Here is a 24,605-nt window from a genome sequence, read left to right on the forward strand (position 1 = left end):
TCGTGTGGCCTGGTTTGCGTGAGGAGCGCGCGTGAGCGAGATCGACGAAATAGATGACCGGCTGCTACGGCTGCTGCGCGAGGACGGCCGCCGGACCTTCTCCGAGATGGCCACCGAGGTCGGCCTGTCCGTCGCGGCCGTCAAGCGGCGGGTGGACCGCCTGCGCGAGGCCGGCGTGATCACCGGCTTCACCGTGCAGGTGGACTACGCCAAGCTCGGCTGGGGCATCGAGGCCTTCACCGAGGTTCGCTACTCCGGTGCCACCCCGGTCAGCGAGATCCTCCGCTCGACCACCGCCGTACCGGAGATCCAGGCCGTCTTCACGATCGCCGGCGACCCCGACGCCCTCATCCACCTGCGGGTACGCGACCTTGACCACCTCCAGCAGATCATCGACGGCCTGCGCAGAACCGGCAACGTCACGGGCACCAAGACCCTGATGGTGCTCGGCTCCTGGACCCGCGACGCGCTGCGCACCCCCCGCCGGGGTTTCTAGAGCAGCCGCCTGATCTCGCCGTAGGCCCGGTAGAAGCCGCCGCGGCCGGCCGAACGCACGCCGTCGACCACGTACCGGGCGCCCGCCTCGCGCACCGTCTTGGGGAACTGTACGTTCCACGACTCGTAGCCCGGAGTGACCACGCGCACCCGCAGCCGCTCGCCCTCCTGGACGCACTCCACCACGACGCCGTCGCCCGCCCCGGTCTCCAGTACCGTCTCCAGCACCGCCGACGGCTCGACCACCTCCAGCGACGCCGCCGCCTTCACGTCCACCGGCTGCGGCACGTCGCCCGCGCGGGCCGCGGCGATGGCCGCCTCGCTGGCGTCGATGCAGGCCAGCGAGCCGTCCGTGGTCACGATGTAGAGGCGGTCGTCCAGGAACTGCATCGAGAACGCCGAACCGCACCCGGTCGCGAGCTTCCACAACCGCTCGCCGGAGGCGTCGAAGCAGTAGACGGAGGAGTGGTTGTCGCCGGCGAACACGTGGCGGCCGCCCGGCGAGGTGGCGCAGGAGTAGACCGCGCCGTCGCACTGGTAGACCGCCTCCACCCGGCCGTCGCCCTTGGCCAGGCGGTGGACGGTACGGCGGGCCGTACCGGCGTAGACCGAGTGCTCCTCCTGCCAGCCGAACAGCACGTCGCCGGCCACCTTGTTCTCCCAGACGAGCGTGCCGTCCGCGGTGTCGTAGCGGGCGACGCCGTTGGAGTGGCCGTGGTAGACGGCGTCCTCGTCACACCTGACCATCCAGGCCGAGTCGCCGCTGCCGGAACGGGCCCACTGGAACTCGTCCTCGTAGTCGATCGTGGTGATCCGGCCCGCCCGGTCGGAGACGCCGAGCACGCCGTCGTTGATGTCCAGCCAGTAGATGTCCACGTCGGCGGCGATCTCGTAGGCCGACCTGGGCACCTTGCCGCTCAGGTCGTACACGCGGCCGTCGTCGCAGCCGGCGTAGATCCAGAAGTCGTCGGCCACGATGCACTTGACGCCGTCGGGCAGCCGGAAGCGGCCGGTCACGGTGCCGGAATGGGTGACGGTGTAGACGTCGCCGCGCTGGTTGCCGACCCAGCAGCGCTCGCCGTCCACGAAGATCCCGAACGCGGCCGCGCCGCTGTCGAAACGCCACAGCACCGGGGCCTGCTGGGCGGTCGAGCGGGTGCTGGCCATGGCCCTGCGCGTGATGGCCCGGCGCTGACGCACGCCGCGTACGGCGGGGGCGTACCCCTTCCGGGTCTTCTCCCCGATCTTCTTGGCCGCCGCGGCCTGGGCCTTGGCTTCGCTGGGGAAGGCGGTGACCTTGGTCTGACCTGACTCGCCGATGCGCCCGTAGGTGATGGTGACCTGCGTGCCCGCGACGGTCACCTCGTAGTACTTGTGCGCTCCGCCGCCGTCTTCAGACAGCTCCAGGTAGGTCATGTGCGCTTCTCCAGGTTTGCCAGGACTTGATCCATTTGTCGGGAGACTAGAGCAAGCAGGCGACAGATTCCGCTAGATCAAGTAGGCGAGGCCGGTGTAGAGGACGATGCTGAAGGCGACCAGGCCGACGATGGTCGCGAACGCCCAATCGGTGAAGCGCCAGCTCGCGCCCGAGAGCCGGGCGTAGACCTCAAGACCGATCGGAATGACGACCACCTGGACCAGCGACACCACCAGCCCCAGGTGCAGCAGGGTTACTTCCCAAGAGGGCACGGACTTTCCCTGGGCGGCGGCCAGGGCCACGATTTCGCCGCGCCCCAGCCAAATCATGCAGGTGCCGTTGAAAATGATGAAACCCAGCGCGTCCACGGGTCCCAGGCCGGTCTTTTCTCTGCCGGCCGTCTTGTGGACGGGGCGGGACCATCTGACGACGGCCGCGGACCTGTTGGTCCAGGTGCGGCGCTTCCGCCGGGGAATGTAGGTGCGCGGGCTGAGCACCGCCCGGAAAAGGGAGAGGAGCCGGAACTTCTCCGGTATGCCAAACCTGACCCATTCTTCGCGGGCGACGGTCAGAATCGCCCGCGTCTCCAGAAGAAGCGCAAGAAGAAGGACAGGTACGACCTGCGCGACTAACGAGGCGTACTCCTTGGTCATCGCCCCAAGGTAGCGTGGCCCGCCTGGGCTTCCGCGACGGCCGGGCGGATCATCCACCGGTCGATGGGGTCCTCGGCGTAGGCGGTGAAGCCGTGGCGTTCGTACAGGCGCTGGGCCGGGCTGTCGCGCAGCACGATCAGCCGGAACACCTTCTCGTCCGTCAGCACCTTGTGGAGGATGGCGGTGCCCACGCCGCGTCCCTGTGTTGCAGGGGAGAGGTAGAAGTGTTCCAGCCAGACCCCGTCGTCGGCCGGTCGCAGGGCGATGCTGCCGGCGAAGGCGCCGTTCACCTCGACGATCGACGTGTGCTCGGGGAGGAAGGCGTCCTTGAAGCGCCGCCTCACCCGGTTCGGGTCGAAGCGGCCGAGGCGTTCCAGGTCCGGGCGGAGTACGACGGCGCGGAGTTCGGCGATCGGGTCACCGTCCGCGGGTACGGCAGGGCGTAGCGACCAGCCGTGCTCAGAGGTCAACGGAGAACTCCACCTGGATCAGCGGCTTGCCGTCGCCGAAGTCGTGGTCGCGCTCCGCGCCCGTCTGCGCGAAGCCGCTCTTGGTGTAGAAGCGGCGGGATTGCGGGGTGTCGCGCAGGGTCCACAGGTGGGCGCGGGTGAAACCGTCGTCCTTCAGCTGGGCGAGGGTGGCGGCCATCAGGGCGGGGGCGACGCCGGTGCCCCAGCCGTCGGGGTGGGCGTAGAAGCCGTGGACCTCGGCGATGCCGTCCACCGTCTGGGAGGGACCGAACCAGGACAGCGCCAGCGGGCGGCCGTCACCCTCGGCGAGGTAGATCGTGTCCTGGAGCGGGGAGAGCCGGGCGTGCCAGCGGGTACGGCGGCTGCTCACCTGGCCGGTGGCGAAGGCCGGGTCGAAGAAGGGCGCGTAGGCGGCGGCCCAGGAGTCGGCATGGATGTCGCCGAGGACGTCCCCGTCTTCGATCGTCGCGTGTCTGATGGTGATGACCACTGTGCAACTCTAGCCAAATGCGGACACTTCTCATCATCGGCACCGTGGGTGCGGGCAAGACGTCGGCGGCCGAGAAGGTCGGCGAACTGCTGGCGGCCGCCGGTACGCCCCACGGCGTCATCGATCTGGACGCGCTGTCGCGCGGGTGGCCGCCGCCCGCGGGGGACCGGTTCAACTTCGCGCTGACGGTGCGGAACCTGCGGAGCCTGGCGGCGAACTTCCGTGACATCGGCGCCGAGCGGCTGGTGCTCGCGGGGGTGGCCGAGAACGCCGGGCACCGCGAGAAGATCGCGGAGGCCGTGGGCGGCGAACTCACGGTCTGCAGGTTGCGGGTCGACCTGGCCACCGTCAGGGAACGGCTGGCCGGACGGCACCTGGACGACCCGGAAGGGCTCGACTGGCACCTCAAGCGCTCCGGCGAACTCGACCGGATCCTGCGCGAGGCCCAGGTCGAGGACGTCGTCGTGGACGGCACCGGCCCGGTGACCCGGGTGGCGGAAGAGATCCTGAGAGCGATCGGCTAGCCCCACAGCGGCAGGCGGGTGCCCACGGCCTTCGCGACAGCAGCGCGATACAGAGCCTCCGCGGCGGCGGAGTCCTGGATGGCGGTGCCGGTCGAGTCGAAGACGATGATCTCCTCGGCCGACACGCGGCCCGGCTTGGCACCGGTGATCACTTCGCCGAGTTCGGCCCGGACCGGAGTGCCGGGGCGGTGGTGGAGTTCGCCGCCGTTCGAACAGCGCGATGACGCCGAGTCGTCCGTCAGGCCCCCACGGTGCCGTCGACCGCTTCGCGCAGGAAATCGGCGTGCCCGTTGTGCCGGGCGTACTCGTGGATCAGGTGGAGCATCACCATGCGCAGCGACACCTCGGCCTCCCAGCGGGCGTTGTAGGCGGTGAGGTCCAGGGAGGTGGCCGCGCGTTCGATCCGGCGGGCGTGCTCGACCTCCGCCTCCCAGGTGCCGAAGGTCTCCTCGCGCGTGGCGCCGGTGTCGTCGTAGGCGGTCTGGAAGTCCCACAACGTCGCCGACCACACCATCGGCAGGTCCTCGCCGTTGACCACCCGGCGGAACCAGTGCCGCTCCACCTCGGCCATGTGCCGCACCAGCGCCATCAGCGACAGCGTGGACGGCGGCATGGACCTGCTGCGCAACTGCTCGTCGGACAGGTCATCGCATTTCATGGCCAGGGTGGCGCGGTGAAAGTCCAGATAGGACCGGAGCATCTCGCGTTCGTCGGCGATCAGCGGAGGTCCCACACGCTCGGTCGTCATCCGCAGAGGCTACCGAGGCCTTGACGCTGCGTGCCAAGCCGAGGAGACTCCCTCACATGTCGCTATAGTATTTTATTTCGAGGAGCACCCCCATTCCATGAGCGCCATCCTCGCGCTGGCCGCGTTCATCGCCGTCATCGTCATCTGGAACCTCGCCTTCAAGCGCAACATCGCCGAGTCCATGTTCGTCGGCTTCCTGGCCTGCACCGCCTTCGCCGGCCTGGGCGCACCCGCGCTCGCCTGGGAGAGCCTGATCGAGGGCATGAAGTCCGAGGTCACGTACGCCGCCCTGACCTTCGTCTTCGTCAGCGAACTGCTGACCAGGATCGGCCTGATCGGCCGGCTGATCGACATCCTGAGCTCGCTGCTCGGCCGGCGCCGCGGCGGCGCGCTCTACGCGGCCACGGTCGGCTCGGGCGCGTTCGGCGCCGTGGCGCACAACGGCGCGGCCATCGCCGCCACCATCGGCTCCATCGCGATCCCGTGGATGAAGCGCTCGAAGACCAGCGGCGACACCGCCGCCCTGGTCATCTCCGGCAACGCGGGCGTCGGCGCCGTCTTCCCCTTCAGCGGCGCGTTCTTCCTGCTGCTCGCCGCCCCCACGGTCGCGCCGGTGCTGAACGCCGACCAGATGATCGTGCCGATGTTCGTGGTCGCCACGTGGACCGTGGTGATGCGGCTGGGCATCGCGTACGTGATCGTCCGGCGGCGCGGCGTCGACCGCATGGACCCGGGCGACGTGCACCCGCTCGCCGCGACCCTGCGCGCCGGCTGGCCCTCGCTGCTGGTGCTGGCGGCGGTCGCGCTGCCCATCCTGGCAACCGCGGGCGCGGGCGCGCAGTGGGTTGTCAACCGGATCGGCGAGGACGCGGCCGACACGATCCCCGTGCTCTTCTGGCTGCCCATCTTCATGCTGGTCGTCGGGATGATCGTGGGGCATCGGAGGCTGCCGCGCCGTACCGGCGAATGGTGGGCGATGCTCGGCGAGATCAGCCCCAAGTTCGCCGTCGTGGGGCTGACCATGGTCTCGGCCTTCGCCGCCTCCGCCGCCCTGTCGACGCTCGGCCTGGGCGAGCAGCTCGCCCCGCTCATCCAGCGGATGCAGGGCGTGCCGACGCCGGTCGTGGTCGTGGTCGTCGGCCTGGTCGTCCTGCTGGTGTCAGGGCCGCTGAGCACGACGGCCACGATCGCGGCGGTGGGCTCGGTCGGGTTCCTGGCGCTGACCGGCGCCGGCGTCGAGCCGCACCTCGCCTACGCCGCGCTCATCGTGTGGGCCAGCGCGGAGGGCTGCTCCCCGCCCGGCGCGGCCCCGCTCTACGTCGCCGCCGGAATCGCCGGCAGCGACCCGGTGAAGATCTTCAGGCCGGTCATCGGCTACTACCTGGTCCCGTCCTTCGTGGCCGGGGTCGTGGTCGCGCTGAGCCTGCTGTGGATCCCGTTCTAAAGGAGGAAGTCCCATGTACGCGCTGCTGCTCACCGTCTTCAGGCTGCTGCTGATCACCTTCGTGCTCGGCGGCGTGGCCGTGACGTTCTTCCAGGTGGCGGGCATCCTGATCGCCAGCCCCGGCCTGACGTCGTTCTTCGGCGGCGACTTCGCCGACTGGACCTGCGTCGTGGCCGCGCTGGCGGGGATCGTCTCGTTCCTGCAGCTCTACACGAAGGACGCGAAGGACGCCGAGGAGCTGGTCTAGCCGGCCGCCGCGACGGGCCGCTGCTTCCTGCGCCGGTTGGCATTTTGCAGATGTTCGCGCATCCGGATCGAGGCGATCTCGGGGTTGCCCTCCACCAGGGCCTCGTAGATCGCGCGGTGCTCCTTGGCCGCGTGCTCCGCGCCGGTGTTGCCCAGCCGCGAGAACAGGCGGAAGCGCTGCACCTGGCCGTTGAGCGAGCGGTAGGCGGTCTCCAGGAACGGGTTGTCGCACTGCTGGGCGATCAGGCCGTGGAAGCGGTCGTCGGCCGCCCAGTAGGAGCGGAAGGAGCTCGACTCGGTGTCGGCCAGGCCCACCGAGCGGTCGAGCTCCTCGACCGCTTCCAGCAACTCCTCCAGGAACTCCGGCGTGGTGCGCCGGCAGGTCTCGTAGGCCAGCGCCGGCTCCAGGACCAGCCGCGCGTCCATCAGCTTGCCGATCTCCCTGTCGGTGAACAACGGCGCGACCCGGTAGCCCTTGAGCGCCTCGCGGACCACCAGGCCGGTGTGCTCCAGCCGGGCGAGGGCCTCGCGCAGCGGGGTCTGGCTGACGTCGAGTTCGCGCGAGAGGGCGCCGATGTTCAGAGGCGAGCCGGGAGTCCGCTTTCCGGTCATGAACTGGTCGAGCAGCACCTCGTACATCTGGTCGGCAAGGGGCTGCTTCTTCTTGCGGGCCTCGGACATCACGTTCCTCTCGTCGAGCCGATTATCTCAGGCGATCGGCTCTAGGATTTATCGCTATAGTATAGTTTTAATCGAAAGGATCTTCCTCATGCGTGTCCTCGTGACCACTGCCTGGCTCCAGCCCGGCGATCATGTCGACCGGCTGCTCCAGGAGGAGGGCTTCGAGGTCGTCCACAAGCGCTCCGGCCGGCTCGTGGATCTCGTGCGGGAGGTGGACGGCGTGGTCGCCGGCACGGACGCCTTCACCGCCGAGGTCCTCGCCGCCGCGCCGAAGCTCAAGGTCATCGGACGCACCGGCGCCGGCTACGACAACATCGACACCGATGCGGCCACCGAGCGCGGCATCGCCGTGTGCCCGACTCCGGGCGTCAACCGGCGCGCGGTCGCCGAGCACACCCTCGCCCTGATGCTCAACTGCGCCCGGCTGCTGCCGCAGAACATCCTCTCGGTCAGGAGCGGCGGCTGGGAGCAGCCGAGCGGCCGCGAACTGGCGGGGGCGACCCTGGGCATCGTGGGCCTCGGCGCCATCGGCAAGTCGGTGGCCGAGCTGGGCAGCCTGCTCGGCATGGAGGTGCTCGCCTACGACCCCGACCTTGACCTCGACTTCGCCGCCCGCACCGGCGTGCACGCCGTCCCGCTGGAGGAGCTGCTGCGCCGTTCCGACTTCGTCAGCCTTCACATCTTCCTCGACGCCTCCACCCGCCACCTGATCGACGCCGCCGCGCTGGCCACCATGAAGCCCACCGCGTACCTGATCAACACCGCCCGCGGCGGCGTGATCGACGAGGACGCGCTGGCCGACGCCCTCGAACGCGGCAAGCTGGCAGGCGCCGCGCTCGACGTGGTCGAGGTCGAGCCGCTGCCCGCCGCCAGCCGCCTGCGCGAGCACGACAACGTGATCGTCACCGCCCACGTCGGCGCCGCCACCACCGAGTCCCGCGCCCGCTCCGGCCGGATGGCCGCGCAGGCGGTCATCGACGTCCTGAACGGCCGCGCCCCCGCCTTCACCGTCAACCCCCTCAAGGTGTCCTGACATGCGCTTCGACGCGAACCTGAAGTGGTTGTTCACCGAGCTGCCGTTCGAGGCACGCTTCGACGCCGCGGCCGCGGCCGGGTTCGAGGGCGTCGAGTACCCCGACCCCTACGACCACGACCCCGCCGCCCTCGCTCGCCGCCTGCGCGAAGCCGGGCTCGACCAGGTGCTCATCAACACGCCGCCGGGCGCCGACGCCTGCCGCGCCGCCGGCTTCCGCGAGGGCTTCGACCGGGCGATGGAGTACGCGCTCGCGCTCGGCGCCGGCCTCGTCCACGTCCGGGCCGGCACCCGGCCCGAGGGCGTCAGCCGCGAGCGCGCCGAGGCCCGCCTGGTCGCCAACCTCGCCTGGGCCGCCGGCCGGTCGCGCGGCAGCGGCGTACGCCTGGTGCTGGAGGCCCAGAACCACCGCGACAGCCCCGGCTGTTGCCTGCGCACCCAGGCGCAGGCCGCCGCCGTGGCCGAGGCGCTCGACGCCGACCACGTGGGCGTGCTGTTCGACCTCTACCATGCCCAGGTCGACGAGGGCGATCTGATCACCAAGGTGCGCGAGCTGGCGCCGTACACCTTCCACTACCAGGTCGCCGACCCGCCCGGCCGGCACGAGCCCGGCACCGGCGAGATCGGCTGGCGCGCGGTCTTCGCCGCCGTCCGCGAGAGCGGCTACCGAGACTGGATCGGCTGCGAGTACCAGCCCCGAGGCCGCACCCTCGACGGCCTCGGCTGGATCGAGGAGCTGGCCGGATGACCCGCATCGCGCTGATCAGCGCCACCCCCGCCGCGATCGCCCCCGCCGTCGCGGGCCTGGCCGACGCCTTCCCCGAGGCCGAGCCCTGGAACCTGCTCGACGACAAGCTCCTCGCCGACGCCCGCGCGGGCGGGCCGAGCGCGCGCATGTCCGCCCTCATCGGCTACGCGGCCGACGCGGGCGCGCACGGGGTGCTGCTGACCTGCTCCCTGTACGGCGAAGCCGCCCGATCGGCCCGTCGGGGTATCCCCATCCTGGCCCCCGACGACGCCGCCTTCCGAAAGGTGGCCGAGTCCGGATACCGGCGCGTCCTGACGGTGGCCAGCCTGGAGGAGGCGCTGGCCGACTCGGTAGCCCGCCTCACCGGGGCGGCGCCGGGCGTGGCCGTGGACGGCGTGGTCAGCCCCGCCGCCTTCCAGGTCACCGACGGGCGGGCGCTGGCCCGAGCCCTCCACGACACCTGCGCCCCTTACACGGCCGGGGTGGAGGCGGTGGTGCTGGCCCAGTACTCGCTGGCCCCGGCCGCCGCGGAGCTGGCCGGGTCACTCGGCCTCCCGGTGGTCTCCGGCCCGCACACCGCCGCCGCCGCGCTCCGGCGCGCCGTCCTGGGGGGCGCCGTCCTGGGGGGCGAGCGGCCGTGATCGGCGCCATCGCCGACGACGTCACCGGCGCCACCGACGTCGCGGTAGCGCTGCACCGGCACGGCCTGCGCACCCTGCTCTTCTTCGACACCCCCGCCGCTGAGAACGGCCTGCCCACCGAGGCTGGTTCGCCCGCGTATGACGCCGTCGTCATCGCGCTGAAGACGCGTACGGCCCCCCGCGCGCAGGCCGTCGAGCGGTCGCTTGCCGCCCTGGACCGGCTGCGCGCCCACGGCGTCGGCCAGGTCTACTTCAAGTACTGCTCCACCTTCGACTCCACCCCGGACGGCAACATCGGCCCGGTGCTCGACGCCCTGGCCGACGCCCTTGACGCGCCGCTGGTCGCGATGACCCCGAGCTCGCCCGAGCACGGACGGACCCAGTACCTCGGCCATCTGTTCGTGGGCGAGCGGCTGCTGTCGGAGTCGCACATGCGCGACCACCCGCTCACGCCGATGACCGACTCCTACCTGCCACGCGTCCTCGAAGCCCAGTCGGCGCACCGGGCCGGGGTGGTCCCGCTCGCCGTGGTGCGCGGGGGACCGGCGGCCATCGAGGCCCACCTGGCCGGCCTGCGGCGCGAGGGTGTCCGGTACGCGCTGATGGACGCGGTCGAGGACGCCGACCTGGTCGCGGCCGGGCGGGCGCTGGGCGGTCCGCGCCTGGTCGCGGGCGCCGCCGGGCTCGCGGCGGGCCTCGCCCGCGCCCGGACGGCGATCGCCCCCGGGGACCCGCCAGCGCACGTGCCCGCCGGCCGCGCGGCCGTACTGGCGGGGAGTTGTTCCGCGCGCACGCTCGAACAGGTCCGCGCGGTGATCGAGCACGGACGGCCCGCCCACCGCCTGGACGCCCTCGCCGAGCCCGACCCTGAGGCGCTCGCCGCGAACGCCCTGGCCTGGTACGACGCCCAGCGGCCCGAGGACGGAGCCCCGCTGATCTACTCCAGCCTGCCCCCGGCCGGGCTGCACGAGGTCCAGCGCGCGCTGGGCCGCGAGCGGTCGGCCGAGCTGCTGGAGTCCGCGCTGGGCAGGATCGCCAGCGGCCTGGTCGAGCGGGGTGTCACCCGGCTGGTCGCGGCCGGTGGCGAGACCTCGGGCGCGGTCGTCGGCGCGCTCGGCGTCACCGGCGGCGTGATCGGGCCGGAGGCGGCCCGGGGCGTCCCCTGGATCTTCACCCCGTCCCTCACCCTTCTCCTCAAGTCGGGCAACTTCGGCGAGCCCGGCCTGCTGCTCGACGCCTCACGATCGGAGACCCCATGAAGTTGTTCAGCACCCTGGCCGTGAAGAAGGCCTTCGACGACGTGCTCCTCGCGGAGTTCACCGGCAGGACCGGCATCGCGGTGGACGGCGTCTACGATCCGACTACGCAGCTGATGGCCCGCATCCGGGCAGGTGAGCGCCCCGACGTGATGATCGCCGTCACCTCCGCCTTCGACGAGCTGAACGGCGCCGCCGTCCTCGACCTGTCCACGAAGACGGCGATCGCGAAGACCGGCGTGGGCCTGGCGGTGCCGCCGGGCGCCCGGCTCCCGGACGTCACCACGCTCGACGCCTTCAAACAGGCCCTGCTCGACGCCCGAAGCGTGGCCTACTCGCGCACCGGCGCGAGCGGCATCTACTTCGCCCGGCTGATCGAGGAGCTCGGCATCGCCGAGAAGGTCAACGCCCGCGCCACCGTGATCGACAAGGGCTTCATCGCCCACGCCGTGGTGGACGGCCGCGCGGACGTGGCGATCCAGCAGCTCAGCGAGCTGCGCTTCGTCCCGGACGCCCGGATCGCCGGGCCGTTCCCCGCCGAGGTGCAGCACTACAGCGAGTTCTCCGCCGTGGCCGCCACGGCGGAGAACGGGGAGGCCGCCGCCTTCCTCGCCTTCCTCACCTCGGACGAGGCCAGGCGAGCGTACGAACGGACCGGCCTGGAGCTGCCCTGACCGGGTGCGGGCGCACGCCCGCACCCCTCTCGTTCAGTTCACGTTGATGGTGAACGTCGAGGTCGTGTTGCGGATGTCGGTGTGGTTGCCGCTGAAGCGCAGCCCGTTGAACGTCACCGAGCCCACCGCCGGACCCTGGCCGGGCTCCGGCAGTTCGTTCGCCCACAGGCCGAAGCCCGACTTGGCGTCGAAGGCGTCACCGGACTTGCGCGCGCCGCTGATCGAGATGTCGGTGAGGACCGTGTCGGTGATCGGGTTCACCGGCCGGCCGCCCAGATACTGCGTCTGGAACATGATCCCCGAGTACGTCGGATCCACGATGTCCACGTCGCTGATCCTGATGCCCTGGAACACCTTCGACGCGGAGAACAACCAGATCGCCGGGAACGTCTGCTGTCCCCAGAAATGCCCGCCCGCCCGGACGATCGAGATGTTCTCGAACCGGGTCGGCGTGGGGCCGAAGCCCCGCATCTGGATGCCGAAGTCCAGCGAGCTGACCGTGATGCCGGAGTAGACGAGCGTGTCGGCAATGTAGATGTTCCTGAACACGTTGTCCTGCCCGCCGTACACGGCCACGCCGGCCGCCCGCCAGGTCAGGGTCGAGGTCAGGTTCTCGTAGACGTTGCCCGTCTGGTCGGCGTTGTTGATGTCGATCGCGGCGAACAGCGCGAAGCTGTCGTCGCCGGTGCCGCGCGCCTCCACGTTCCTGACCGTGTTGTCCGAACTGCCGTTGGTCAGGTTGATCGCGTCGGCGAACGTGTCACGCACCCGCGAGTTCGTCACGGTCAGGTCGCGCATGTTGGTGCCCCAGAGCATGCACATCTGGTGCTCGACCCACACGTTGTCGATGGTGACGTTCGCTACGCCGTTGAGGTCCCAGACCTTGCCGGGGCCGTCGTTGCGGATCACGTAGTTGCCGAACGAGGCGAACCCGCTGAACGACGAGCCGCCTGCCGAGCTCTGCACGTCGAACCCGACGTTCGTGTTCTCCTGCCCGGAGGGCGACAGGAACCTGGTGAACCACGGACCGGCGCCGGTGACCTTGACGGCCTTGCCGTACACCTGGAACTTCTGCGCGGTCGGGTAGTCGCCCGCGGGCAGGTAGACGCCCACGAGCGCGGGGTCCTGGCGGGCGCGGTCGAGCGCGCTCTGCACGTCCTGGTGCGTGAATCCAGCCGGTACGGCATAGCGTGCCGGATCCGGGTTGCCCTGCGGCGTGGCCTGCTCCAGGTTGATGAAGTCGATCGCGAACGTGCCGCCGTTGGCCGCGTCCTTCTGCAGCTTGATCTTGCTGCCCTGCGGCACGGTGGCGCCGAGCGTCACGTTGGCCTCGTCGTAGATGTGGCGGGGCGGGCCGGCGCCGGGCGAGTTGCTCGGGCTGGCCTCGTCGCCATACAGCCAGGCGTACTTCGAGGTCAGGTTGATCGCCTTGAGGAAGGTGCCGTTGACGTAGACGTTCAGCGCCGAGGTGGTGCCGTCGGGGATGGAGTAGCGGGTGACCAGCGTGTTCGCCGGCGCCCTGGTGGTGAACTCGACCGAGGCGCCGGTGGAGTTCAGCAGGACCGCGCGCCGTCCCGAGGCCTCGCCGGCCGGGTCGCCGATGGTGCGGTTCGGGCCCACGAGCTGCGCGCCGCCGGCGGGGACGCCGTCCTCGGCCTCGTACATGTCGTAGGGCAGGTTGGCGCCCCTGCCCACGAACAGGGTCTGCGTGGTGGTGTTGTTGGCCCGCTTGACCGGCAGCTCGTTGGCGTCGTCCGCGAGGACGGTCCTGACGGTGTACTTGCCGTTGGCCGCGGTCCAGGTGCCGAGCGTGAGCGGCGGGGCGGTGGCGCCGGCGTTGATGACGCCGGAATGGGAGCCGGTCAGCGTGCGGATGACGGTGCCGGACTCGTTGGCGACGGTCAGCGTGACCCCGTGCGCGCCGCCGGCGGAGGCGAGGTTGCCCTGGTTCTTGATCGCGACGGAGAACGTGACCGTGTCACCGGCCGCCGGGTTGCCCGGCGTCCAGCCGACCGGCGCGGCGAGCAGGTCGGAACTGTCCACGGGCCGGACGGTCAGCAGGTTCGCGTGGTTGTAGGTGTTGTTGCCCTCGTTCTGCTCGATGACGGAGTCGCCCTCGTCGACCTTCGCCGACAGCGGGTACGAGCCGGCCGGGCGGGTGCCGATGTTGGCCGACACCGTGGCCGAGGCCCCGGCGGCCAGCGCGGCCACGTTCGCGGTGCCCGCCTTGGCGGTGCCGAGGTACAGGTTGACGTCCGTGGCGGCCGAAGGCTCGGTGCCGATGTTCTTGACGGTGGCCGACAGGGTGACGGCGTCGCTTTCCACCGGGTTCGCGGGGGAGGCGGACATGCCGGTGACGGTCAGGTCGGGGTTCGGCGCCGGGCTGCCGATCACCTGGAACTCGGCCACCTGGCCGTTCGGCGCCCCCGTGTTGGCGCTGAACGACAGCCGCACGCCGGCCAGGCGCGCGTTCAGGGGGATCGTCACCGTGTTGCCGGAGGCGGGGTTGAAGGTGTAGCCGGCGCTCTCCTTCCTGACGGTGTAACCCGAGGTGTTCTGGTCGCGGCCGAGCACCTGGAGGGTCTGCGTGCGGGTGGCCCAGGCGGTGTCGGGGTTGAGCTTGAGCACGAGGGAGGAGACGTCGGCGTTGGCGCCCAGCTCGACGGTGAGGGAGCTGGGGTACCCGCCGCCGCCTTCCCAGTAGGTGGCGAGGTTGCCGTCGTTGGCGTTGGCCGGGACGTAGACCCAGGTGGAGCCGCTGGCGGTGATCGGCTTGTTCAGGGCGAGGTTGGTGCCGCCGCCATCGCCTGACCTGGTGACCGTGTTGCTCTCGGGGGAGCGGTTGCCGGCGGCGTCCTTGGCTCGCACGTGGTAGGAGATGGTGGTGGTGGGCGGCTGACTATCCGTATACGTCAGGATATTTCCGCCGACTGTGGCCCTTAGGGCGTTGTTTGCGTAGATCTCATACCCCGTCACCCCGACGTTGTCGGTGGAGGCCTGCCAGGTCAGCCTGATCTGGCCGCTCGTCGGCTCGGTGAAGGCCAGGTTGCCCGGTGCCGCCGGGGGTTGGGTGTCGGGGCCGGTCGCCGGGCCGTACACCTCGAACTCCGAGATCTGACCCGCCGGCCAGCCGGTGTTCGCCGTGATGGACAGGCGCACGTAGCGGGTGCTGACCGCGGTGACGTCGATGGCCGCCGTCGGGCTGAACGTGTGGGTCGCCTGCGCGCCGATGGTGGTGAAGGTCGTCCCGTTGGTACTGCCCTGCACCGTCATGGTCTGGGTACGGCTCGGCCAGGCGGCGGGCAGCTTGAGCACCAGCCGGTCGACCGTGACGGCTGCGCCCAGGTCGACCTGGATCCATTGGGGGAAGGCGTTGTTGGCCGACTCCCAGTACGTGGCCTGGTCGCCGTCGGTGGCTCTGGAGGCCGGGTAGACGTCGGTGAAGCTGGCGGCCGAAGCGGGCTTGCCGAGGGCGAGGTTGGGGCCTGCCTGGGCTTGGGCAGGGTGGGGCGCCAGAACGAAGGATAAGGCGAGTGCGAGTAACGCGAGCATGCGTCTCATGGGCGGGCCCTTCGTGACGGGGGGTGGCCAAACCATAAGATGACGAACAAATGACCGCAATATATCGACTGGATTGCGCAAATTATTGACAGGCTGGCGGGAGCGTTCCAAGGGTTGTTGTGCTGGCCGGATAGGCCGGCAAATCCAAAAATCCACCCGCAAGGGCTTACGTCGCAGCCCCGCAAACCCACGCAAACCCACGACGAGAACTTGCACCCCGCCCCCGGCCCCAACACCCCGAGCCCGGCCACGCCCCGAGCCCGGCCACGCCCCGCGTCCCGCCGCGCCCCGCAGTGCCTCGCGTCCCGCCACGCCCCCGTGCCCCGCTACGTCTCGCGTCCCGCACACCCCGTGCCCCGCTACGCCCCGCGTCACGCAGCGCCCGGCACCTCACGCTCTCGCTCTTGTGCCCTGGCTTCGCATGCCCCGGCTTTTGCGCCCCGGCCTATTGCGCTCCTGCGCTCCCGCGCCTTGCGCCCCTGCGCCTTGCGCTCCCGCGCGTGCACGCCTCACAGGTCATGCGCCTTGCGCCACTCCTGCGGGCCGCGTGGCTTCCATGCCCCTGCCTGTGGGCTTCCCACGCCCGTGCCCCGTGCTGTTCCCGTGTCCTCGCGTGTGCACGTCTGCCCGTGTCTGGGGGTGTGCCGTGGTGGGGCGTCCCGGGGGCTGGGGATCCCGGGGGCGCCGGCGTCTCGGTGGACTGGGTGTGCCGGGTTGCAGGGCTGGACGGGTGCGAGGTGGGGTATGGGCTGCTTGTGCTTTATGTCTTTGGGTTTGAACAGACCGGTGTCGTGCTGAGCGACCTCTACTTCATCGACCCGAAACCAGCCAAAGGCCAGGAAGGCCCCGAGCATGGCGTCCGCCTGGAGGTCAGGGAGCTCGAACGGGGCGCGCTCAAGGGGACGATCTACTCGGCCCAGCCCATCGCCGTAGGCCGGCCCATCTGGCGGGTGGACCTGCTGGAGTCGGTGGAAGGTACGCCGGGCAGCTTCGACCGGACCCACCACCATCCGGAGTTCACCGGATGGGATCCGAGCTCACGCGTCTTCGACCGGGCGCTCACCGCCGACCCCTTGGGCTGGCTGAGCGACCGGCTCACCGAGGCCGCCGGGCCGCTGGCCGTGCTCGACGAGGCGGATCGGGGCGCGCTTCGCCGGGCCGTACCGGAAATCGTGGAGGCGGCGGGGCGGCTGCTCGACGGGGTGCGCGCAGGCACGCTCGGCACCGCCCCCTCCTCCGGCGCGCCCCTGACGGACGCGCGGGCCGGTTGGCTGTAGCTCAGAGCTTGACGAGCTTGGCGTACGGCACCGTGATGCGAAGGGTCTCCGTGCCGAAATCAACGACAACGGCGACATCCTTCTCCACCCGGATGACCGAGCCCAACCCGTATTTGTCATGGCTGACCAGGTCCTGCACCTCGAAGTCGGGCATCGGAGGCGCAGGGGCCTGAGGGACGTTGAAGGGACTTCCTGGCAGGGGACGCCGGACCGCGGCTGTTCTGGGTTTCATTACGGTAAGTATGAGCCCATTTGACACGCGGCGGGGGTTTTCTGGATATCAATCCGTACTCGACGGCGCTCGCCGGCCCGTTTCCTCGCCCAGCACCCGGCTGCGGCTACAAAAGATCTACGTGTCCGGCCAGGTCAGGCACGCTTTCCGCCGGCCGCCGCCACGTCTCTCCGCGGAACAACGGTGCGTAGCGGGCGTACCCCACAGGCGATACGAACACGAGCTTACGGCAGACACCCCCGTCGGATACGTGGGAACGCTTCCACCACTCCGGCCTTGTGCGAAACCCGCCGCGGTGAGCAGCCCTCGATCTCCGCACAACGGACCTATGCGGTACGCCGCCGGTGGAGCAGCGCCTCGACCATCGAGGTGAGCAGGAATCCCATCGCGACCAGAGCCAGGCCATGCTCGACCCACTGGGCCGCCGGCCCCCACTTCATGGACTCGGCCACCAGGCTCTGCGGCACCCCCGTGGCCAGGCCGATCACGTGGGTGAGGACCACCCAGCCGGCGACGACGCTCATCGCCCACAATGCCCACTGGGGGTATCGGTCGACGGAGAGCGAGTTGCCGAGTCGGATCGCCGCGAGAGCGCGGTTAATGGCCATATGGTCCACTATGGCACTTCCCGGTTTGACCTGACGCCGGTGTCAACGTTCTAGCCTCCAGGACCATGAAGTTCGGCATCAGCTACAGCACGCCCTACTACGGCGTCGATCCCCAGAAGATCGTGACCTTCGCCCAGCTCGCGGAGGAATGCGGCTTCGAGTCGATCTACCTGCCCGAGCACATCGTCCTGTACCCGGGGGCCAGGGTGGGGACGTTCGAGATGCCACCGGCTCTGCCGTACCTGGACCCGCTCGACTGCCTGTCCTTCATCGCCGCCGCCACTGAGCGCATCCTGCTCGGGACCGGGGTGCTGCTGCTGCCGTACCACCACCCGGTGATCCTCGCCAAGCGCCTGGCCACGGTCGACGTACTGTCCGGAGGCCGCATGCGCCTGCTCACCGTCGGCCTCGGCGCGCTGCCCGGCGAGGCCGACGCGCTCGGCGTCGACTTCACCACCCGCGGCCGCCGCGCCGACGAGGCCATCGACGTCCTACGCCTGTTGTGGGCAGGCGGCGAAGAGGGCGTCAGCCACTCCGGCGAGTTCTTCACCTTCACCGACCTGGTCAGTTTCCCCAAACCCCACCAGACCACCCACCTGCCCATCCACGTCGGCGGCTCCAGCCGCCCCGCCGCCCGCCGCGCCGGCCGCCTCGGCGACGGCTACTTCCCCGGCGGCCGCCCGGACCCGGCACAGTGGGACCTCGTCCGAGCCACCGCCGCCGAGCACGGCCGCGACCCCGACGCCCTGGAATACACCAGGACCGCCACCATCGACATGTCTCCTGAACGGCTCGCCGCCCTGACCCGGGAAGGCGTCACCCGAGTCGTCATCAGCACCCCGGCCACCTCGCTCGACCAGCAACGAAAGGACCTAACCGACTTCTCCCACCGCTTCTGCCTCTAGCGAGCGCACCTGACCGGCCTGCCTGTGGTGTCAGGCGGCGGGTATGTTCTGGATCATGCTCATCGATCTCACGGACAGAACGGCCCTGGTCACCGGCTCCACTCAGGGCATCGGGGCGGCAATCGCGGCGGGTCTGGCGCGGGCCGGTGCCCGGGTCGGGGTCAACGGCCGGAGCCGGGAGTCGACCGCGGCGGCGGTGTCCCGGTTGAGGGGGGAGGTGCCGGGCGCCCAGATCGTCCCGGTCGCGGCGGATCTGGCGACCGAGGAGGGCACCGCGGCGGCGGTGGAGGCGCTGCCGGACGTCGACATCCTCGTCAACAACCTGGGGATCTTCGAGTCGCGGCCCGCCCTGGAGATCGACGATGCCGAGTGGCGCCGCTACTTCGAGGTGAACGTCCTCGCCGGTGTACGGCTGACGCGCGCGTACCTGCCGGGCATGATGGAACGCTCGTTCGGCCGGGTGCAGTTCATCGCCAGCGACTCAGCCGTCGCGATCCCCGCCGAGATGATCCACTACGGGATGAGCAAGACCGCGCTCCTGGCGGTCTCCCGCGGCTTCGCCAAGGCCGCCGCCGGAACCGGCGTCACGGTCAACTCGGTGATCGCCGGCCCCACCCACACCGGCGGCGTCGAGGACTTCGTCTACCAGCTAGTCGACCGCGACCTGCCCTGGGACGAGGCACAGCGCGCCTTCATGCGCGAACACCGCCCGCAGTCGCTCCTGCAGCGCCTCATCGAGCCGGAGGAGATCGCCAACATGATCGTCTACCTCAGCTCGGCGCAGGCCTCGGCGACCACCGGCGGCGCCCTCCGCGTCGACGGCGGCTACGTCGACGCGATTCTCCCCTGACGAAGAAGCCCGCCCGCTGGCTACGTTCGCGTCCATGGGCGACAGAACAAGATCACTGAGTACGGCACTGGCGATGGCGCTCGACGTAGCCGACCCCGGCACGGCGTACCGGGTGTGCGGCACGAGCGCCGCCCTCCTTCAAGGCGTCCCACTCCCCGCCAGAGACATCGACATATTGCTCGCCGGCCGGGACGACCTGGACAGGTTCGCCGCGGCACTTTCGGCATTCCCCTGCCTGTACGAAGCCTCATGGCTCCCCGAAACCTCGCAGTACTTCACCAGGTTCGACGTGAACGGCGTCGACCTGGAGCTCAGCACCGTCGAGCGGCAAGCCGACTCGGACGCCTTGGAATGCGTCGGCAGCGGGCCATGGCAGCACCACGTGCTGATCACGTGCGGCTCTCACCAGGTGCCCGTCGTCCGCCTGGAGCTCCGGCTGGCCACCGAACTGCTGCGCGAGCGCCCCGACCGGTACGAGCCCCTCCTGGACCACCTGAGCACGCACGGTTTCGACGCCGACCTGCTGGAACGCGCGATGGACGCCCACGCCATCCCCGCGCACCACCGGCGGCTCGTCCAAGCGCGCCTGCGGCTATGACACCAGCAGCAGGCGCACGTCCTCCGCCTCCGGCACTTCGAGCCGGTCGAAGATCTTCAATGCCTCGGTCAGACAGGCCCGCGCCCGCCCCGGCTGCCCCTGTACGCCGAGCGCCCGGCCGAGCACGGTGAGGGCCATCCCCTGCCCCCACTCGTCGCCCGTGTTCGTCAGCACCGCCAGCGCGTCCTCCGCATGGTCGATCGCGCGCTCGGAACTACCGACCAGGAGGTAGGTCTCGGCCATCCGAAACAGCGTCGAACCCTCCCACTCCCGCTTCTTCAGCTTGCGATTTTCGATCAGCGCCGCCGCCAGCTCGGCCAGCGCCTGCTCAGGATGTCCCGCTTCGCGCAGGACCACGCCCAGCTGGTACGCGGCCGCCGCGTCCTTCCTGCCGTCGCCCACCTCCAGCATGATCTTCTCGGCCTCCCTGGCGGCGTCGAGCGCCTCGCCCATCCGGCCCAGATCAGCCAGGGTGCGCGCGAGGTTCCCGAGCGCGACCGACACGTTGGACACGTCACCGAGCGAGCGCCACACCTCGGCGGCCCGCCGGTACCAGCTCGCCGCCGCCTCCATTTCCCGCCGGCCCATCGCACTGCGGGCCAGCAGGTTGAGCGCGTCGGCGTACGTGTCCAGATCGCCGTGCTCAAGGCTGAGGTCGCGCGCGGCCAGGCCGTCTTCCATGGCCGCGTCGAGTTTGCGCTTGTTCACCCGGGTGATCCCGCGCACGCAGCGCGCCTGTGCCTCCAGGACCCCGTCCGCGCGGTCCGCCGCCGCGGCGATCAGCAGGTCGCCCAGCCGCTCATAGCGGGCGGTGTCGGACTCGAAGCCGATCACGTCGGTGGTCAGGTCGAGCAGGATGATGGCCTGACCCAGTTCGCCGCCCGGGGTGCGCGCGATCTGTTCCAGGCAGCTGAGCAGGCCTTGCTCCTCCTCGTCCGCCCAGTCGACGACGGCGGCTTCGTCGGCGAAGCGCAAGCCGGCCGAGCGCGTGACGACCTTGTCCGGGCGTAGGTCGCCCAGGAACGTCAACCGGAGCGCCGCGGCCGCCGTGGCCAGGTAGAAGTCCAGCATCCTGGCGAGCGCGGCCCGCCGTACCCCTGAATCGTCAGGGCGTGATCTGGCGTAGATCTTGAGCAGGTCGTGGAAGCGGTAGCGGCCGGGCGAGGGCGACTCCAGCATGCTCACGTTGACCAGCGCCTCGCACACCTCCTCCGCGTCCGGTTCCGGCAGGTCGAGCAGCGCCGCCGCGACCGGCAGCGAGAACATCGCGGCATCCGGTACGGCCAGCAGCCGGAACGCGCGGGCGTGCACCGCGTCGAGCTGGTCGTACCCCAGCGAGAACGTCGCCTCGATCGCCAGATCGCCCGCTCTCAGCTCGGTCATCCTGCGCCGCTCGTCCGACAGCCGGTCGCGCATCGTGGCCAGGCTCCAGCCCGGCCGGGCGGCCAGCCGAGCGGCGGCGATCCTGATCGCCAGCGGCAGGAACCCGCAGGCCGCGACCAGGTCCATGGCGGCGCCGCGCTCGGCGGAGACCCGTTCCTCCCCGACGATCGTCGTGAACATCAGCAGCGCCTCGGCCGGCCCCAGGACCTCGAGGTCCACCTGCCGCGCGCCGGACAGTCCGGTCAGCCGGGCCCTGCTCGTGACGATCACCCCGCAGCGCGCCGAGCCGGGCATCAGCGGCCGTACCTGACCGGCGCCGGACGCGTTGTCGAGCACCACGAGCATCCTCCGGTCGGCGAGCGCGGTCCGGTACTCCGCCGCTCGCTCGGCCAGGTCCTCCGGCGGCTCCTCGTACCCGAGCGCGCGCAGGAACGCGCCGAGCACCACCTCGGGCTCGACCGGCAGCGCGCTCGCCCCGCGCAGGTCGACGAACAACTGCCCGTCGGGGTAGTGACCGGCCAGCCGATGAGCCGCGTGTACGGCCAGCGTCGTCTTGCCCACCCCGCCCGCCCCCGACACGGCCGAGATGACCAGGGCCGGCGCCTCGCCGGAACCCAGCGCGGCCACGATGCCCTCCACCTCGCGCTCCCGGCCGGTGAAGTCGGCCGCGTCGGACGGCAACTGCCTGGGCACCTGCCGCGGCGGGACACGTTCGGCGGGCCGCCCGAGCGCCACGTCCGCGCTGATGATCCGCTGGTACAGCTCCGCGAGCTCCGGGGAGGGAGCCACGCCCAGTTCCCGGTCCAGCAGCTCGCGGGTGTCGGTGTAGACGCCGATCGCCTCGGCCTGCCGGCCCGAGAGGTAGAGGGCCAGCATCAGCAGCCCGCGCAACCGCTCATTGGCCGGACGGTCGGCGCACAGCGCGGTGAGCTCGGGGACGATGTCCGCATGCCTGCCGTTTCTGAGGTCGGCGTCCAGGCGGCACTCGAGCGCGGCCAGCCGCCGCTCGTTCAGGCGGGTGCGCTGGGCCTCGGCGAAGAAGCCGTCCAGACCGGCCAGCGGCTCTCCCTGCCAGAGGGCGAGCGCCTCGGCGTAGTGCTGCTCGCCGTACAGACGCTCGAACTCGGCGACGTCGCGCTCACCGCCGAGCAGGACATAACCATGACCGACGGACGACAGCACCTCCGCGCCGAGCACCCCGCGCAGCCGCGAGAGGTAGGTCCGCAGCGTGCTGAGCGCCGTGCGCGGCTGCTCCTCACCCCAGATCGCGTCGATGAGCAGGTCCGGACCGGTCGCTCTGCCCTCGGCGAGCAGCAGTACGGCCAGCACCATCCGTTGCTGCGGCGAGCCGAGCTTCAGTTCCGTGTCACCGCGCCAGGCGCGTACCGGGCCGAGCAGTGAAAACCGCAGGTCGTCCGCCATCTCTCGCCCTCCTGACCGGCCCTTCTTCGGGTGGCTTTTCGCAGCCGCTGCCTCGATCGGCCGCAATCGTCTCACCCAGAAGCCACCATCTTGTCCCGATCTCCGCCGGTACTCGAATCCGGTTCCCGTTGCCGTTCTTGCCGATGTCGCATGGCCGGATGCGGAGATCGTGACCGCGATCCTCGGCCTCTCGCGTGGTTTTTCGGGTGTCACCCTGTTCGGCAGCCAGCCGGGGAGGGCGGCGAAGATGGCCGACCGCAGACAGCTCTAGCCAGGGCCCTCTTCAATGATCGTCCACCCTTGGCTCTGAGCTCTGAGCAGGTCCCTTATGAGGCCACGGGCGTTGGAGTCCCGCTCGGAGATCACTCGCAACGTGCCGGCGGCCCGCCCAACCCGCTCGACAATCGCCGCGATGACATCAACGGTCTCACCCCCGGGACCGATGAACGTCTCGAAGCCCGGTTCCGGCTGAAAGCACCCCCACCAATCGAGCAGGACACAAAGAGCGATCTGCCTCGGCGGCCCGGGGCGCTCGGCGATGATCTCCAGGAGGACGTCGGTGCCTGCGACGGCGGCCGGACAGAGCGTCCCGGCATGATCGTTCCCAATCACTGATCGAATGCGGCCGCCATGCTCCATATCCCTGCGCAGGGCGGCGAAGGCTTCCGGGACCGTTTCAGGCTGGTACCACTCCGGCCCAGGGATCGCCGCCCAATCCACAGCCTGGGGGTTCATGGGGAGAGCGTAAGACCTCGGCCCCGTACTCCTGAGCTGCTCGGCTATGCCCGAGGTGGTGACAGATGGGATGATCAAGTTTCCACCTGGCCATCTACGGACTGTGGCCTGCGCACTGATCGGATGCTCGACTTGGCTACGGCGAAAGGGGCGAAGGGCATGGCGGTCCGTCCGAAATCCTGGACCAAAGAGTCACGCAGAGCCCTGCTCAAGTTGACCGCCTGCTTCGTGACGCTTTTCCTGGTGCAGCTGGTCGTTGACTACCTCACCGACGGACCCGAAAGGCTCACCGCGTCGTACCTCACAGTGCGTCCTCTCGCCTTCGCCTTTTTCTGGTTGATCGGGGCGGTGTTGATATGGCGATGGGGCTATATCCGCGCCCTCAGACGCCAGAACGATCCGAACAGGGTTAAGGAGTAAAGCACGAGCTGCTCTCGTTGGCGGCCGCGTCGTGAGTGTGCCGTGGCGCCTTGCTGTGCGGGGGTTGCCCTGCGTCGAAGAGTTTGGTGATGCCGTGGTGCCCCACCTCCGTGAGCGGCCCACTGGATGGCGCAGGTTTTTTGCGGAACGCGCGAAGCTACCATCTCGGAAACTGGTTCTTGCATACCGCAGGAGGGCCGTCAGCTTGGGAACCGGCTCCTGACTTATCTTGCCCCGCCGGCTCTGGCACACGATGGCTTGCCTGTGCTTAGGTCTTCGATGTGAACCCCGATTTGAGCAGGGTGGGCGTCTCCCATCTGCGGCGGCGACGATGAACCCGGTAGCTGGCAAGTCGAAATACCTTGTACCAGCCCTTTTTCTGGGCGCAGCCCCTCTTCTCCTGGCCAACTGGTTTGCCGTTGCCGCGGTCCTGGGGCGCAACTGCGCCCTGCTATACGACGGCGGCAACCTTACGGAATGTGGTGGTGGGCTTTCGGAGGAAGCGATGTCCTCCGTGTCTGGGCTGATCGCGCTGGTGATGCTCGTTGTCCAGATAGGGCTGATCGTCCTGGTGAGTCGGCGCGTCCGCACCCGCCCGCAATGAGGACGCCCGGGTGATGACGGGTACCGACCGTCAATTTGGGAAGCACCGAGCAAGGCTCGAACTGACCAGGAGATCGGTCATGAGTGACCGGGTCACCCCCACCCAACTGCACGGTGACCATCCCGGAGCGCCTTGCCGGAGGCTTATTTCATCTTCTGGTGCCAGGGGTGGTCCTTGTACCGGAGGGCATCAATGAGAGTCCGGCTGTAGCCGCTGGCCCGCACAACCTCGTCTATCTTCTCGGTGCGCGCATGCGGCGGAAGGAACTGCTGGACGAGGCCGGCAATCTGGGTGCGGGTCCGCAGGAGCTCGGCCGTCATTAGACGCTCTTCTTCGCCCAGCCTGCGAAGTTCGGCGTACCGTCTGTCGGACGGTGTGCTCTCGGACATGTCGATACTGAGCCGTTTTCATCCCCGTGCGGTGACTGCTGATCACAACATGATCGCAAGGTCGACATTCGTCTGATGACATGGCGAAACCCCTGGTAGAC

General features: G+C 69.9%; 27 protein-coding genes. 14 read left to right on the forward strand and 13 right to left on the reverse strand.

Annotation, left to right across the window (positions count from 1 at the left end; genetic code table 11):
- The first annotated feature begins 31 nt into the window (after positions 1–31).
- The gene (locus ACIBKY_RS37150; RefSeq protein WP_397104252.1) at positions 32–496 is read left to right on the forward strand and encodes an Lrp/AsnC family transcriptional regulator; all 465 of its coding nucleotides are present in this window, start codon (positions 32–34) and stop codon (positions 494–496) included.
- Here the strand turns inward: ACIBKY_RS37150 and ACIBKY_RS37155 are convergent.
- From ACIBKY_RS37155 to ACIBKY_RS37170, 4 genes are all read right to left on the reverse strand, one after another.
- Positions 493–1,911, reverse strand: a complete 1,419-nt coding sequence (locus ACIBKY_RS37155) for a WGR domain-containing protein (RefSeq protein ID WP_397104254.1) — start codon at positions 1,909–1,911, stop codon at positions 493–495. The two genes, ACIBKY_RS37150 and ACIBKY_RS37155, sit on opposite strands and share 4 nt — an antisense overlap.
- Positions 1,912–1,983: 72 nt before the next feature.
- Positions 1,984–2,565: a hypothetical protein gene (locus tag ACIBKY_RS37160; RefSeq protein WP_397104256.1), complete on the reverse strand. Its 582-nt coding sequence runs from the start codon at positions 2,563–2,565 to the stop codon at positions 1,984–1,986.
- The gene (locus tag ACIBKY_RS37165) at positions 2,562–3,035 is read right to left on the reverse strand and encodes a GNAT family N-acetyltransferase (protein WP_397104258.1); all 474 of its coding nucleotides are present in this window, start codon (positions 3,033–3,035) and stop codon (positions 2,562–2,564) included. Before ACIBKY_RS37165 ends, ACIBKY_RS37160 begins: the two co-directional genes overlap by 4 nt.
- Positions 3,025–3,525: a GNAT family N-acetyltransferase gene (locus tag ACIBKY_RS37170; RefSeq protein ID WP_397104260.1), complete on the reverse strand. Its 501-nt coding sequence runs from the start codon at positions 3,523–3,525 to the stop codon at positions 3,025–3,027. The genes ACIBKY_RS37165 and ACIBKY_RS37170 overlap by 11 nt, the downstream gene beginning before the upstream one ends.
- A 17-nt stretch (positions 3,526–3,542) precedes the next feature.
- On the opposite strand from ACIBKY_RS37170, the gene ACIBKY_RS37175 reads away from it, so the two are divergent.
- Complete coding sequence (locus ACIBKY_RS37175; protein WP_397104262.1) at positions 3,543–4,049, forward strand: hypothetical protein; 507 nt, start codon at positions 3,543–3,545, stop codon at positions 4,047–4,049.
- Here the strand turns inward: ACIBKY_RS37175 and ACIBKY_RS37180 are convergent.
- Positions 4,046–4,405 carry a hypothetical protein gene (locus ACIBKY_RS37180; RefSeq protein WP_397104318.1) on the reverse strand — a complete coding sequence of 120 codons (360 nt, stop codon included), beginning with the start codon at positions 4,403–4,405 and terminating at the stop codon, positions 4,046–4,048. The genes ACIBKY_RS37175 and ACIBKY_RS37180 overlap by 4 nt on opposite strands.
- Positions 4,288–4,797: a DinB family protein gene (locus tag ACIBKY_RS37185; protein ID WP_397104264.1), complete on the reverse strand. Its 510-nt coding sequence runs from the start codon at positions 4,795–4,797 to the stop codon at positions 4,288–4,290. The genes ACIBKY_RS37180 and ACIBKY_RS37185 overlap by 118 nt, the downstream gene beginning before the upstream one ends.
- Before the next feature lie 97 nt (positions 4,798–4,894).
- On the opposite strand from ACIBKY_RS37185, the gene ACIBKY_RS37190 reads away from it, so the two are divergent.
- Together ACIBKY_RS37190 and ACIBKY_RS37195 are read left to right on the forward strand one after the other, a co-directional pair.
- Entirely contained in the window at positions 4,895–6,241 is a 1,347-nt protein-coding gene (locus ACIBKY_RS37190) for a TRAP transporter large permease subunit (protein WP_397104266.1), read from the forward strand.
- A 13-nt stretch (positions 6,242–6,254) separates the two neighbouring features.
- On the forward strand, positions 6,255–6,488 hold the full coding sequence (locus tag ACIBKY_RS37195) for a hypothetical protein (RefSeq protein ID WP_397104268.1): 234 nt from the start codon (positions 6,255–6,257) through the stop codon (positions 6,486–6,488).
- On the opposite strand, the gene ACIBKY_RS37200 is transcribed toward ACIBKY_RS37195, so the two are convergent.
- Entirely contained in the window at positions 6,485–7,168 is a 684-nt protein-coding gene (locus ACIBKY_RS37200; RefSeq protein ID WP_397104270.1) for a GntR family transcriptional regulator, read from the reverse strand. The genes ACIBKY_RS37195 and ACIBKY_RS37200 overlap by 4 nt on opposite strands.
- Positions 7,169–7,256: 88 nt before the next feature.
- Here ACIBKY_RS37200 and ACIBKY_RS37205 point away from each other — a divergent pair, with 88 nt between their 5' ends.
- From ACIBKY_RS37205 to ACIBKY_RS37225, 5 genes are read left to right on the forward strand one after another with little or no spacing between them, the layout of a single operon-like run.
- Positions 7,257–8,201: a phosphoglycerate dehydrogenase gene (locus ACIBKY_RS37205; protein WP_397104272.1), complete on the forward strand. Its 945-nt coding sequence runs from the start codon at positions 7,257–7,259 to the stop codon at positions 8,199–8,201.
- Between the two features lies 1 nt (position 8,202).
- On the forward strand, positions 8,203–8,949 hold the full coding sequence (locus tag ACIBKY_RS37210) for a hydroxypyruvate isomerase family protein (RefSeq protein ID WP_397104274.1): 747 nt from the start codon (positions 8,203–8,205) through the stop codon (positions 8,947–8,949).
- On the forward strand, positions 8,946–9,590 hold the full coding sequence (locus ACIBKY_RS37215) for a hypothetical protein (RefSeq protein ID WP_397104276.1): 645 nt from the start codon (positions 8,946–8,948) through the stop codon (positions 9,588–9,590). The genes ACIBKY_RS37210 and ACIBKY_RS37215 overlap by 4 nt, the downstream gene beginning before the upstream one ends.
- Positions 9,587–10,849 carry a 3-oxo-tetronate kinase gene (otnK, locus tag ACIBKY_RS37220; RefSeq protein WP_397104278.1) on the forward strand — a complete coding sequence of 421 codons (1,263 nt, stop codon included), beginning with the start codon at positions 9,587–9,589 and terminating at the stop codon, positions 10,847–10,849. Before ACIBKY_RS37215 ends, otnK begins: the two co-directional genes overlap by 4 nt.
- Positions 10,846–11,520, forward strand: coding sequence for a substrate-binding domain-containing protein (locus ACIBKY_RS37225; protein ID WP_397104280.1), 675 nt, complete (start codon positions 10,846–10,848; stop codon positions 11,518–11,520). Before otnK ends, ACIBKY_RS37225 begins: the two co-directional genes overlap by 4 nt.
- Before the next feature lie 33 nt (positions 11,521–11,553).
- On the opposite strand, the gene ACIBKY_RS37230 is transcribed toward ACIBKY_RS37225, so the two are convergent.
- Positions 11,554–15,081: a discoidin domain-containing protein gene (locus ACIBKY_RS37230; protein WP_397104282.1), complete on the reverse strand. Its 3,528-nt coding sequence runs from the start codon at positions 15,079–15,081 to the stop codon at positions 11,554–11,556.
- Between the two features lie 791 nt (positions 15,082–15,872).
- On the opposite strand from ACIBKY_RS37230, the gene ACIBKY_RS37235 reads away from it, so the two are divergent.
- Complete coding sequence (locus tag ACIBKY_RS37235; protein ID WP_397104284.1) at positions 15,873–16,358, forward strand: hypothetical protein; 486 nt, start codon at positions 15,873–15,875, stop codon at positions 16,356–16,358.
- Between the two features lies 1 nt (position 16,359).
- Here the strand turns inward: ACIBKY_RS37235 and ACIBKY_RS37240 are convergent, their stop codons facing one another.
- Positions 16,360–16,512, reverse strand: coding sequence for a hypothetical protein (locus tag ACIBKY_RS37240; protein ID WP_246508322.1), 153 nt, complete (start codon positions 16,510–16,512; stop codon positions 16,360–16,362).
- 404 nt (positions 16,513–16,916) lie between these two features.
- Positions 16,917–17,198 carry a hypothetical protein gene (locus tag ACIBKY_RS37245; RefSeq protein WP_397104286.1) on the reverse strand — a complete coding sequence of 94 codons (282 nt, stop codon included), beginning with the start codon at positions 17,196–17,198 and terminating at the stop codon, positions 16,917–16,919.
- A gap of 65 nt (positions 17,199–17,263) precedes the next feature.
- Here ACIBKY_RS37245 and ACIBKY_RS37250 point away from each other — a divergent pair, with 65 nt between their 5' ends.
- The 3 genes from ACIBKY_RS37250 to ACIBKY_RS37260 are packed head-to-tail and all read left to right on the forward strand — an operon-like array spanning position 17,264 to position 19,551.
- Entirely contained in the window at positions 17,264–18,103 is an 840-nt protein-coding gene (locus tag ACIBKY_RS37250) for an LLM class F420-dependent oxidoreductase (RefSeq protein WP_397104288.1), read from the forward strand.
- A 55-nt stretch (positions 18,104–18,158) separates the two neighbouring features.
- Positions 18,159–18,953, forward strand: coding sequence for an SDR family NAD(P)-dependent oxidoreductase (locus ACIBKY_RS37255; protein WP_397104290.1), 795 nt, complete (start codon positions 18,159–18,161; stop codon positions 18,951–18,953).
- Between the two features lie 34 nt (positions 18,954–18,987).
- On the forward strand, positions 18,988–19,551 hold the full coding sequence (locus ACIBKY_RS37260; RefSeq protein WP_397104292.1) for a hypothetical protein: 564 nt from the start codon (positions 18,988–18,990) through the stop codon (positions 19,549–19,551).
- On the opposite strand, the gene ACIBKY_RS37265 is transcribed toward ACIBKY_RS37260, so the two are convergent.
- Complete coding sequence (locus tag ACIBKY_RS37265) at positions 19,546–22,356, reverse strand: BTAD domain-containing putative transcriptional regulator (RefSeq protein WP_397104294.1); 2,811 nt, start codon at positions 22,354–22,356, stop codon at positions 19,546–19,548. The genes ACIBKY_RS37260 and ACIBKY_RS37265 overlap by 6 nt on opposite strands.
- 267 nt (positions 22,357–22,623) lie before the next feature.
- Positions 22,624–23,091 carry a hypothetical protein gene (locus ACIBKY_RS37270; RefSeq protein WP_397104296.1) on the reverse strand — a complete coding sequence of 156 codons (468 nt, stop codon included), beginning with the start codon at positions 23,089–23,091 and terminating at the stop codon, positions 22,624–22,626.
- Positions 23,092–23,214: 123 nt separating this feature from the next.
- Here ACIBKY_RS37270 and ACIBKY_RS37275 point away from each other — a divergent pair, with 123 nt between their 5' ends.
- Positions 23,215–23,511 (forward strand): hypothetical protein, encoded by a 297-nt coding sequence (locus ACIBKY_RS37275; RefSeq protein WP_397104298.1) that lies wholly within the window; start codon positions 23,215–23,217, stop codon positions 23,509–23,511.
- 747 nt (positions 23,512–24,258) lie between these two features.
- Here ACIBKY_RS37275 and ACIBKY_RS37280 read toward each other — a convergent pair.
- Positions 24,259–24,435, reverse strand: a complete 177-nt coding sequence (locus ACIBKY_RS37280; RefSeq protein ID WP_397104300.1) for a hypothetical protein — start codon at positions 24,433–24,435, stop codon at positions 24,259–24,261.
- Positions 24,436–24,605 lie beyond the last annotated feature (170 nt).

The sequence above is a fragment of the Nonomuraea sp. NPDC050394 genome (genome assembly GCF_044459065.1).
In the GTDB taxonomy this organism is placed as follows: Bacteria; Actinomycetota; Actinomycetes; order Streptosporangiales; family Streptosporangiaceae; genus Nonomuraea.

Bases quoted from the DNA above. Each gene is read 5' to 3' on its own strand.
- ACIBKY_RS37265 (WP_397104294.1), bottom strand. From the start codon at position 22,356: ATGGCGGACGACCTGCGGTTTTCACTGCTCGGCCCGGTACGCGCCTGG.
- ACIBKY_RS37205 (WP_397104272.1), top strand. From the start codon at position 7,257: ATGCGTGTCCTCGTGACCACTGCCTGGCTCCAGCCCGGCGATCATGTC.
- ACIBKY_RS37195 (WP_397104268.1), top strand. From the start codon at position 6,255: ATGTACGCGCTGCTGCTCACCGTCTTCAGGCTGCTGCTGATCACCTTC.
- ACIBKY_RS37155 (WP_397104254.1), bottom strand. From the start codon at position 1,911: ATGACCTACCTGGAGCTGTCTGAAGACGGCGGCGGAGCGCACAAGTAC.
- ACIBKY_RS37275 (WP_397104298.1), top strand. From the start codon at position 23,215: ATGCTCGACTTGGCTACGGCGAAAGGGGCGAAGGGCATGGCGGTCCGT.
- ACIBKY_RS37185 (WP_397104264.1), bottom strand. From the start codon at position 4,797: ATGACGACCGAGCGTGTGGGACCTCCGCTGATCGCCGACGAACGCGAG.
- ACIBKY_RS37240 (WP_246508322.1), bottom strand. From the start codon at position 16,512: ATGCCCGACTTCGAGGTGCAGGACCTGGTCAGCCATGACAAATACGGG.
- ACIBKY_RS37260 (WP_397104292.1), top strand. From the start codon at position 18,988: ATGGGCGACAGAACAAGATCACTGAGTACGGCACTGGCGATGGCGCTC.
- ACIBKY_RS37225 (WP_397104280.1), top strand. From the start codon at position 10,846: ATGAAGTTGTTCAGCACCCTGGCCGTGAAGAAGGCCTTCGACGACGTG.
- ACIBKY_RS37270 (WP_397104296.1), bottom strand. From the start codon at position 23,091: ATGAACCCCCAGGCTGTGGATTGGGCGGCGATCCCTGGGCCGGAGTGG.
- ACIBKY_RS37230 (WP_397104282.1), bottom strand. From the start codon at position 15,081: ATGAGACGCATGCTCGCGTTACTCGCACTCGCCTTATCCTTCGTTCTG.
- ACIBKY_RS37215 (WP_397104276.1), top strand. From the start codon at position 8,946: ATGACCCGCATCGCGCTGATCAGCGCCACCCCCGCCGCGATCGCCCCC.
- ACIBKY_RS37210 (WP_397104274.1), top strand. From the start codon at position 8,203: ATGCGCTTCGACGCGAACCTGAAGTGGTTGTTCACCGAGCTGCCGTTC.
- ACIBKY_RS37250 (WP_397104288.1), top strand. From the start codon at position 17,264: ATGAAGTTCGGCATCAGCTACAGCACGCCCTACTACGGCGTCGATCCC.
- ACIBKY_RS37175 (WP_397104262.1), top strand. From the start codon at position 3,543: ATGCGGACACTTCTCATCATCGGCACCGTGGGTGCGGGCAAGACGTCG.
- ACIBKY_RS37160 (WP_397104256.1), bottom strand. From the start codon at position 2,565: ATGACCAAGGAGTACGCCTCGTTAGTCGCGCAGGTCGTACCTGTCCTT.
- ACIBKY_RS37280 (WP_397104300.1), bottom strand. From the start codon at position 24,435: ATGACGGCCGAGCTCCTGCGGACCCGCACCCAGATTGCCGGCCTCGTC.
- ACIBKY_RS37190 (WP_397104266.1), top strand. From the start codon at position 4,895: ATGAGCGCCATCCTCGCGCTGGCCGCGTTCATCGCCGTCATCGTCATC.
- ACIBKY_RS37200 (WP_397104270.1), bottom strand. From the start codon at position 7,168: ATGTCCGAGGCCCGCAAGAAGAAGCAGCCCCTTGCCGACCAGATGTAC.
- ACIBKY_RS37245 (WP_397104286.1), bottom strand. From the start codon at position 17,198: ATGGCCATTAACCGCGCTCTCGCGGCGATCCGACTCGGCAACTCGCTC.
- ACIBKY_RS37255 (WP_397104290.1), top strand. From the start codon at position 18,159: ATGCTCATCGATCTCACGGACAGAACGGCCCTGGTCACCGGCTCCACT.